This window comes from Pseudoalteromonas sp. NEC-BIFX-2020_015 (assembly GCF_012952265.1).
GTDB classification, from domain to species: domain Bacteria; phylum Pseudomonadota; class Gammaproteobacteria; order Enterobacterales; family Alteromonadaceae; genus Pseudoalteromonas; species Pseudoalteromonas neustonica.
Window position 1 is genome coordinate 64,883 of sequence record NZ_JABCJL010000026.1, and the last position, 7,466, is coordinate 72,348.

Consider the following 7,466-nt stretch of genomic DNA (forward strand, 5'->3'; position numbering starts at 1 on the left):
GGCCGCTTGTTTATTTTATATGGATTTGTTTAGTGTAGTTAAGGCACTAACTGTGTAAATAATTCATTAAGAGATTTTTAAATAGATACTACCATTAACGAGTGTATGACTGATCTGAGGCTTACATTTTTGCTTATACGGGCGGCTTTTTTTATAACTGCTGCTAGCAATCAATTCGTGTTATTAATGTAGGCGCTGTCTATTCTTTTTATGCAGTATTTTAATATTATTTTTCATTCTCTGGGTGGGCAGTACTCAATAGAGGTTAGTTTATTATGTTGTTGAAGTAAGCAGGTAGATCATTAAGTAAAAATGATAGCACGTACTACAAGTGCTATCATTTATCTTATAATAAGCCTAATTTACAGGCTTACTAAATATTATGTTTAGTATACATCCCTACAAGTATAACCTTGACCACAAGTTGGACCATAATCTATAGATACAGGACCGCCACCGCCGCCACCACAGTTACGGTAAGATGGATAGCTACTATTGATGTCTTGTTGTCCGCCTGCAACTAGTGGAGTCATTGCTGCTGGGATAGAGTTATTGTCTGTAGAAAGCGTTTTCATTTTCTTTTTGTTCAATTTTAATTTCATTGTTATTTCCTTGAATTGTGGTTTTCTAACAGTTATTCCCGTTTTGGGTTCAGATACCATATGTTAAATAAAATCGCATTTCAATTGTTTTTGTTTCTTTTTTGTTGAAAAAACGTTCTTTTTTAAGTACCTTTAATGTACACGGGTAACTGGGGCAGGAACTTTTTAGTTCAAGGAAAGTAATGGAAAATAATGGGTTAGTAAAAGATTTTCGATATGATGAAATTAAATTAGCTATTAACATGCTTTCAGAAAAAGTATCAGAAGTGTTAACACATGATATTAACCATGGGCTTCTCAGCGGTTTAGCTGGCCATTTACTGTTTCTCTATAATGCGCATAAATTAGATGAAACTTTAGTTGATGAAACGCTTTTTGCCGAAAAGCTCGAACAATTACAAGATCGTCTAATTGAACAATCATTTGAATTAAGTAACGGTCTTGCTGGGCAAGCATGGGTACTTGAATATTTAAATCAGTCAGAGAGTAGTGACTATGATAGTGAGTTACTTGAAGATGTTGATTTTTTGTTTATTAAGGCATTGTCACATGAGGGAGCTTGGGTTGGTGAAATCGAAATGGTACTTGGCCTTGGTGGCTTTGCGCCTTATGCGGCAAGGCGAGCTCGATTTACCGATCAAACAGCGCTCTACAGTAAGGTGGTAGCAGGCTTTGTCAGTACTGCAACATATCTTGATAATGGCCACATTACTTGGTCTCAGCCTATTGATTCAGTTTATCGCTTGGAAAAAGAAGATAAAACAAGCCTCGAGCATAATCTGGGCTTAGCGCACGGCGTACCCGGTATTATAGCCGCGTTATTACCTGCCCTTAAAGTTCCAGCACTAAAAGATCAAGTATACCAATTATTGGTAGGCAGCTGTGATTGGTTGTTAGTTAATCAGAATCCAGATTTTACTGGTAAAGCTTGTTTTGGGTCATGTGCTGGGGACGGTCATAATTCTCGACTTGGCTGGTGTTATGGTGATATGACAATTGCATTGACACTTGCACGTGTAGGGCTGGCATTAGATAAGCCCTGCTATGTTGATCGTGCGCTAGGAATTGCCCGCCATGCAGCTAAGCGTAATGCAAAATCAGCTTACATAAAAGATGCTGGAGTGTGCCATGGTTTTTTTGGGTTAGTAACTATTTTTCAATTACTTAATAAGTTAATGCCACATCCGGAATTACAGCAAGCTGCACAAAACTGGTTACAATATGGGTTAGATAAATATAAAGAAGAAGGAGTTAAGAGTTTATACTCTTACAATGGTATTGAAGATGCTTATAGTGAAAATTTTGGTTTTTTGATGGGCTATTCTGGAATTGGCTTGGTGCTTGTGAGTGCATTAACTGGTGATGTCGATTGGACCGATTGTTTACTCATGGCGTAGAAAAGGACATAAGGAAGTAACAATGTCGAATAAAATAAAATGTGCCAATTTTTTTGTAATACGTACCCCACGTCTTTCAGTTGAACAACTTGATCAGCTTAATGACGCGTCAGTTGATAATAATTTAATACTTGAGCAATGGTTAGCTATGCGGGGAGTTGAAGAGGCTATCTATCTTGCTAGCCCTTCGTTACTAGAGCGTATAAATCAATGGCGTGAAAAACCGCATACAAAGCAAGGTAAAAAAGTAGCTCATGCTTTGATCAAATACATGATTCGAATGTGCACAAGGCCAACCCCATTTGGGCTGTTTTCAGGCGTGCATAAAGGAGATATAGCCTTAAATAGTAACTTAACGGTAGGTGATTACACGCAAGATTACCGTAAAACGCGCCTAGATATGTTTTATTTAAATGCATTAAAAGATCACTTTGTTAAACATGCTTCTCGCTCCGACACGCTTAAATATAAACCCAACTCATCACATTATTTTATTGCTAATCAATGTCGTTACATAGAAAATTATCTTTCAGATAAGTCAATGCAATATCGTTTAAGTGCGGTGGAAAGTGATGAATATTTTCAATTTGCTTTAAATACTGCTAAACCCGGAGTATGTTTTAACGATTTATGTGAGGCATTTTATACTAAATATGAAGAAGCTGAAAAAGAAGATGTAGAAGCGTATATTCAAGACTTAATCGATGAAGGCATATTGCTTGCTGATATTCCTCTCCCTTTAACAGGAGATTCCCCTGATCATGCCTTATTAAAATCGATTCAAACGATTAAAGAGCACGAAACAGCTGATCATCTCGCGACTGCCTTGGCACAAATCGAGCAATTAGATAACGACAAAACAGGAAGTATTGCGCCTTATAAGCAACTGCTGACACATTTAGAGCAATTGCCAGTTAAAGCAGAAGAAAATAAACTTTTCCAGGCTGATATCTATCGTAATTTTAGTACCTGTCAGCTGAGTGAACTGGAAGTAAATCGTGTGCAAAGACAGCTAGAATTACTTTCTGGCCTGAGTTTGAGTGAAAAAAACAATCCATTGTCGCATTTTATCACTCAATTTAACGCACGCTTCGAAGGTCAATTTGTTCCACTTGATGTTATTTTAGATGATGAGTCAGGCATTGGTATATCAAGTGAGACAGGCTACGAAGCACCTTTGGTGGCAGGACTGAACCTTGCTCGTGGTAGCCGTAGTCAAAATATTACGCCAGAAGTGAGTTTAATCGATTCAATTATAGAAGAGGCGGTTAGTCTGCCACAAAACCGTAATAAAGTATCGATTACGCTTAAGAGCAAAGAGCTTAAGAGTCAAGTGACCAATAAAGAAGCAGTAACAGGTTATCCATATTCTTTTGCGACGATGCTCAGCTTATATGAAGATGATAAGCAGCAACCTATATTTAAATTTAATGGCTGTTTTGGCCCTTCATCTGCCAATTTATTAGGTCGGTTTTGTCATTTAGACGATGGCTTAAAAAATGCTGTGGTCGAAGAGTTAAAACAAGAGCAGGCACATTCATCTGAAGTTATTTTTGCAGAAGTTGTCCACATGCCAGAAGGGCGACCAGGCAATGTAATTGCACGTCCTCATTTGCGTGAATACGAAATTGTTTTTATGGCTGACAGCAGCCTTGATAACGAGTATCAAATTCCTTTAAGCGACTTATATGTTTGGGTTGAAGGACAGCAAGTTAAACTCTGGAGTAAACGATTAAATAAACAGGTCATTCCTCGTTTATCGTGTGCGCACAACTACACATCACGCAGTCTAAGTGCTTATAAATTTCTATGCATGCTACAGCATCAAGATGGGCGAGCGCCTAGTTTTAGCATGCCATCGAGTACTGCTCGAGCTAGTTTTGTTCCGCGTATTATGTTAGATAATTTAATTCTTAGTGAAAAAACATGGCGAGTTGATCGTAAAAAACTTGAAGAAATAGCTGTTAAAGGGCAGTTTCAGTTTGAAAAGCTGAACGTTCTTTTTACAGAGTACCAATTAGACTACCAGGTAAATTATGCGATAGCTGATAATATATTGCAGCTGGATTTACGTAACCCAGCTATGTTAGATATATTATTAGCAGAAACTAAAGGGCAGATAAAAGTAGAGTTGAAAGAGGTATTAACATCGCAATTTACTTCTAGAGTAAAAGATATTCAAGGGCATCATTATACTAATGAAGTGATCGTGCCCTTTAAGAACGAACAAGCCAAAGTATTAAGCCATTTTGCAGATAATCCAATCGGTAACATTACAGCTGCACCAATAAAGCGTAGGTTTAGTGCTGGCTCACAATGGCTGAGCTTAAAAATATATTCAGGTAATTCATTAGTTGAGCAGCTTTTATCTGATAAGCTGCAGCCGTTAATTGAAGCCAACCATGAACTGTATGATAAATGGTTCTTTATTCGATACGGTGATCCTGATTGGCACATTCGCCTGCGTTTTCATGGTAAGCCAAATATATTGTGTGGGCAGCTGTTACTAAAACTTAATGCGTTACTTGATCCAATGATTGAAAGTGGAGAGTTACATAAAGTTGAATTGATGACCTATGAACGTGAAGTCGAGCGCTATGGTGGCCCTGAATCTATGGCTTTGGTCGAATCACTGTTTATGTATGACAGTGAGTTAATAGCAAAAGCCTGTGTATTAATTGATGAATATGGCGAAGATGTACGCTGGCGTATAGCATTAAACTGCACACATCAGCTGCTTAATTTATTTAACTATAGCAATGAAGCTCGTTTAGCTTTAGTTAGTCAATTAAGGGATGGTTTTGGTAGTGAATTTAATGAAAACAGTACTTTGCGTAAGCAGCTTGGAAATCGTTTTAGGGAATATCAAAATCAACTCGAAGAGGACTTTGATAAGTTGCAAAAAATAGGAGGTAAACGCGATGAAAACCAACAAGCTTTATTTACTTTGCTTGAGCAATGGCAACATAAGGTAGAACCCGTTGTAAAAGCTCTAAATGTACTAATAAATAAAAAACAGCTCAATTGCTCTCGTGATTCATTATTAAGTTCTCTTTTACATATGCACAATAACCGCATGTTTAAAGCCTATGGTAGAGAGCAGGAATTTGTAATTCACGATTTATTAAGACGCAAGTATTTCTCAAGCGCAAACATAAGAATTAAATAAAAACCATTGCACCTAACTTTCATACAGATTATGTGCCTTATCTGTAGTAGTTTATGGATTTACTACTACAGATAAGGTTATTGGAATACTGTCATAATATTTTACTTATATCCTTCATCAATCCCCGTTACAATATGACAATAATAAAGCGATTTGTAATTTCAGCTTAGATTCAGTGGCTACTGCTAGATTGCCATTGAGTATGTGCACATGATGTGACTTACGTAATCTTTTTGAATTTACACATGGTTACTCATTTCAATAAAACAAAGAAAGAAGGATATTGTTTTAATGTCTCTGACTACAGTAATTCTTGCTGCGGGTAAAGGTACTCGTATGCGTTCAGCTCTACCTAAGGTTCTTCATAAAGTGGCTGGTAAACCAATGGTGCAACATGTCATTGATAACGCCAATGCATTAGGAGCGACTTCAACGAATTTAGTTTATGGTCATGGCGGCGAATTATTACAACAACAACTTGCCGATAACGACGTAAACTGGGTACTGCAAGAAGAGCAACTTGGCACCGGTCATGCTGTTGCCCAAGCAAACCAACATATTAATGATAACGATACTGTTTTAGTTTTATATGGTGATGTGCCGTTAACAAAACAATCAACACTTGAACGTTTACTTGCCGCTACTCCTAAAAATGGCTTAGCTGTATTAACCGTGGATTTGGTTAACCCAAATGGCTACGGTCGTATGCTTCGAGTTAATGGCAAGCTAGTAGGTATTGTTGAACAAAAAGATTCAACACCTGAACAGTTGCTTATTACAGAAGTTAATACAGGTATTATGGCTGTTAATGGTGGATTACTAAAAAGTTGGTTAGGCAATCTTTCAAATAATAACGCTCAAGGTGAATACTATCTAACAGACATTGTAGCTATGGCGCACAGCGAGGGTGTTGAAATAAGTTCAGCACAGCCTGATCATCCAATGGAAGTTGAAGGCGCGAACAATCGTGTGCAACTAGCTGGCCTTGAGCGTGCTTATCAAGCATGGCAAGCCGAAGAGCTAATGCTAAATGGTGCAACACTTGCCGATCCTGCCCGCATTGATGTTCGTGGTGAAGTCACCACCGGTGAAGATGTACTAATTGATGTGAACGTTATCTTTGAAGGTAAAGTGACAATCGGTAATAATGTTGAAATTGGTCCTAACTGCGTACTTAAAAATTGTACCATTGGCGATAATGTCATTATTAAAGCTAATACCTTAATTGAAGAAGCAAGTGTTGCAGCTAAATGCACACTTGGTCCATTTGCACGTTTACGCCCAGGTGCAATCATGGAAGAGGACTCTCACATTGGTAACTTTGTTGAGATGAAAAAAACGCGCCTAGGAAAAGGTTCTAAAGCAAATCACCTTTCTTATTTAGGTGATGCTGAAATTGGCGAAAAAGTTAATATTGGTGCTGGTACTATTACCTGTAACTACGATGGCGTGAATAAAGCAAAAACTATAATTGGCGATAATGCGTTCATTGGTTCTAATTCATCACTTGTGGCACCAGTAAATATTGGTTCGACGGCAACCATTGGAGCTGGCTCCGTGATTACTAATACTGTCGCGGATGAACAATTGGCCGTTGCTCGAGGTAAACAACGCAATCTCGATGGCTGGAAAAGACCAACTAAAAAATAGTATTATTTAAAAGGCTACCTCGGTAGCCTTTTTTATCTCAATGTTTGCTTGATTAATATACCAAAAAAGCCCCGCAAGCACTTGTTTGTATGTGTTTTGTACAAAAGTGAAGTTAATTTAATAAAACTGAAATAAAGCATTGACCGCCTCTAAATAATCCCTATAATGCGCATCCACTGACCCGTTAGGCAGCAATGAAAAGCGCTGAACAAACGGTAAGTAAGTCGAGTAAAACTTAACTTTGAAATTCTTTAAAAGAAACTAAAAATTAAGTGTTGACAAAAAAATAGGAAAGCGTAATATGCGCAGCCCTAGCGAGATAAAGTTTAACTTTAATCGCAACGTTCTTTAACAATATAAAGCAATCATCTGTGTGGGCACTCGTACAGATTGAGTTCTAACAGCCGAGCTTAACTTTCTTTTTAGATAGGTAAGCAAGGCAAAAAATTTAGAGTCTCAATGTGATTTCTCGAAAGAGAAACTGAGTGACCAACAGAATAGTTATTTTTAATAATTATTCAGCACAGTCAATTCAATATCGAAAGATATTAAATAAATTCAGAATTCATTGAGCAGGTTCTTCATTCTTTATTGGATGAGAACAGAAAAAACTTTTAATTGAAGAGTTTGATCATGGCTCAGATTGAA

The 7,466-nt window shown here is 37.5% G+C and carries 4 protein-coding genes; 3 read left to right on the forward strand and 1 reads right to left on the reverse strand.

Annotated features, from left to right (window positions below):
- Positions 1-386: 386 nt before the first annotated feature.
- Positions 387-575 carry a hypothetical protein gene (locus HH219_RS17215; protein ID WP_169328158.1) on the reverse strand — a complete coding sequence of 63 codons (189 nt, stop codon included), beginning with the start codon at positions 573-575 and terminating at the stop codon, positions 387-389.
- A gap of 209 nt (positions 576-784) precedes the next feature.
- Between HH219_RS17215 and HH219_RS17220 the strand changes: the two genes are divergently transcribed.
- From HH219_RS17220 to glmU, 3 genes are all read left to right on the forward strand, one after another.
- A complete protein-coding gene (locus tag HH219_RS17220) occupies positions 785-1,999 on the forward strand; it encodes a lanthionine synthetase LanC family protein (RefSeq protein ID WP_169328159.1) in 1,215 nt (404 codons plus the stop codon).
- Positions 2,000-2,021: 22 nt separating this feature from the next.
- Positions 2,022-5,168 carry a lantibiotic dehydratase gene (locus HH219_RS17225; RefSeq protein WP_169328160.1) on the forward strand — a complete coding sequence of 1,049 codons (3,147 nt, stop codon included), beginning with the start codon at positions 2,022-2,024 and terminating at the stop codon, positions 5,166-5,168.
- A gap of 291 nt (positions 5,169-5,459) precedes the next feature.
- Complete coding sequence (gene glmU / locus HH219_RS17230) at positions 5,460-6,818, forward strand: bifunctional UDP-N-acetylglucosamine diphosphorylase/glucosamine-1-phosphate N-acetyltransferase GlmU (protein ID WP_054206611.1); 1,359 nt, start codon at positions 5,460-5,462, stop codon at positions 6,816-6,818.
- Positions 6,819-7,466: the final 648 nt, after the last annotated feature.

Coding starts and splice junctions, on each gene's coding strand:
- HH219_RS17215 (WP_169328158.1), bottom strand. CDS start 575: ATGAAAACGCTTTCTACAGACAATAACTCTATCCCAGCAGCAATGACT.
- HH219_RS17225 (WP_169328160.1), top strand. CDS start 2,022: ATGTCGAATAAAATAAAATGTGCCAATTTTTTTGTAATACGTACCCCA.
- HH219_RS17220 (WP_169328159.1), top strand. CDS start 785: ATGGAAAATAATGGGTTAGTAAAAGATTTTCGATATGATGAAATTAAA.
- glmU (WP_054206611.1), top strand. CDS start 5,460: ATGTCTCTGACTACAGTAATTCTTGCTGCGGGTAAAGGTACTCGTATG.